General features: G+C 37.9%; 4 protein-coding genes. 2 read left to right on the forward strand and 2 right to left on the reverse strand.

The features are described 5' to 3' along the window. Both AC1DRF_RS25405 and AC1DRF_RS25410 read right to left on the reverse strand, forming a co-directional pair. Positions 1-557 (reverse strand): LrgB family protein (locus AC1DRF_RS25405; protein WP_477742003.1); only part of this gene is annotated, 557 nt, incomplete at its 3' end. After that, positions 527-931: a CidA/LrgA family protein gene (locus tag AC1DRF_RS25410; protein WP_043982144.1), complete on the reverse strand. Its 405-nt coding sequence runs from the start codon at positions 929-931 to the stop codon at positions 527-529. The genes AC1DRF_RS25410 and AC1DRF_RS25405, both read right to left, overlap by 31 nt. Before the next feature lie 191 nt (positions 932-1,122). On the opposite strand from AC1DRF_RS25410, the gene AC1DRF_RS25415 reads away from it, so the two are divergent. Both AC1DRF_RS25415 and AC1DRF_RS25420 read left to right on the forward strand, forming a co-directional pair. Continuing rightward, entirely contained in the window at positions 1,123-1,554 is a 432-nt protein-coding gene (locus AC1DRF_RS25415) for a MarR family winged helix-turn-helix transcriptional regulator (RefSeq protein ID WP_477742004.1), read from the forward strand. A 105-nt stretch (positions 1,555-1,659) separates the two neighbouring features. Beyond that, positions 1,660-1,902 (forward strand): hypothetical protein (locus AC1DRF_RS25420; RefSeq protein ID WP_477742005.1); only part of this gene is annotated, 243 nt, incomplete at its 3' end.

Here is a 1,902-nt window from a genome sequence, read left to right on the forward strand (position 1 = left end):
GCGCTGCCTAGGGCAATTCCTTTTCCTAAAGAACTTTTAATACGAATCCACTTTAAAAGTAAAGGTCCAAGAATTACTCCCGAAAAGCCTGCAATCATAACAAATACCACAGTCATGGATGGCACCCCTCCTAGTCCCGTGGCAATTTGAATTGCAACGGGAGTGGTAATAGACTTAGGAACAATAGATAAAATCAGGCTTCGATCAATGCCGAATACTTCAGCGAACACAAGTCCGCTAATCATGCCTGCAAATAATCCTACAAACACTCCTCCAATAATAGGAATGCTGTATTTCACTAGCATCTCACGCTGTTTATACAGTGGATACGCTAATGCAACAACCGCTGGCCCCAAAAGTGAATTAATCCATTTGCCTCCAATCATATATTCGTCATAAGAAATATGAAAAGCAAGCAAAAGAAGAATAACGAATACGGTTGTAGTTAACACTGGAATAAGAATTGGGTAGGAGAACCGTACGTATACTTTCGCCATGACTAGATACAGAGCAACTGTTGCTATAATTATAAAGAGCGCGATAAAGAGTTCTTGCACTGTTGTTTCTCCTTTCGTTTGTTCGCTTTCTTTTCTAAAAGTTGACTGGCAGCCCCCGCGGCAGCCATCGTAATGATTGTACTAAGCACAATAATTAAAAACAAAATCGCTCCGCTACTTGAAAGAAGCGAAGGATAATTCATCACTCCCGCCATAGCTGGTATAAATAATAAAGGTAAAAAAGATAACAAGAAACTTGCTCCGTCTTCAATCACCTTGATGGGAACAACTTTGCACGTTAAGCAAATGAGCATTAAAATTAAGCCTATAATACTGCCTGGAATAGGCAGGTGAAGCATGTGATGAACGGCTTCGCCAATCATAGAAAAAGCATAAAGAATCGCAATTTGTAAAATGATTCGTATCACTTTCATTATAGGTCGCTGTCCTATAGATAAAGAACAGCTGTCCTCCTCTCTTTATTTTGTCATGTTGTCTAACATTTAACTATATAAACATCCTTTACTTTACCTACTTTTACTTGTACTATACAACTATATATACATTTGTATTATACAAGTATATATTTCTTTGTCAATGAATGATTTTGTAAGGAGAGATTATAATGCAAGAAAAAAATTCAATTGAATTGATTGAATATGAACTTACTACCTTTATTAGACGAGCCGTCTATCTTGATAATTCTGAAAGTAAAATAGGAAATCTAGAAAGATCAGCTTATTTATTATTGCGGMAATTAGATGAATTTGGACCAGCTCGTGTAAAAGAGCTAGCAGAAGCATTTAAACTCGACATTTCAACTTTGTCTAGACAAGCTGCTGCTTTAGAAAATAAAAAGTTTATTTCCCGCTCTTCTGATCCTTCGGATGGACGCGTCAGCTTATTTGACATCACACCACGTGGAAAACAAATGCTGCAAACTGATAAGCAAATGCGCCTTGAACGCTATCATAGTATGTTAAAAAAATGGTCAAATGAAGAAAAGGAGCTGTTTGGCAAACTACTAATGCGGATGAATGACGCATTTATCGATTAGATAGAAATTCATGAAAATTAGGCTGCTGCTGCAAGGTGTTTGTCCCTGTCTCTTTTCTCTTTTTTACATTTAATGTAAAGAGACTATTGAAAAGGATGTATGATTATGTCTGTTCCGAACAAACGGAAAGCAACGCCCTGCCTCTTCCCTGGCTATAAATGGTGTGGTCCCGGATGCAGTGGTCCCGGATGTCCTGTAAATGATGTAGACTGCTGCTGTAAATACCATGATTTATGCTATGAAGATTATGGATCATGCCGCTCATGTGATGAGCAATTTCTTAACTGTCTTTGCTCCAAAGCAAATCCGTACAGTTTAAAAGGAAGACAGGCATACGCCATGTATACC

Source organism: Priestia sp. P5_B4 (assembly GCF_056400385.1).

Coding starts and splice junctions, on each gene's coding strand:
- AC1DRF_RS25410 (WP_043982144.1), bottom strand. CDS start 931: ATGAAAGTGATACGAATCATTTTACAAATTGCGATTCTTTATGCTTTT.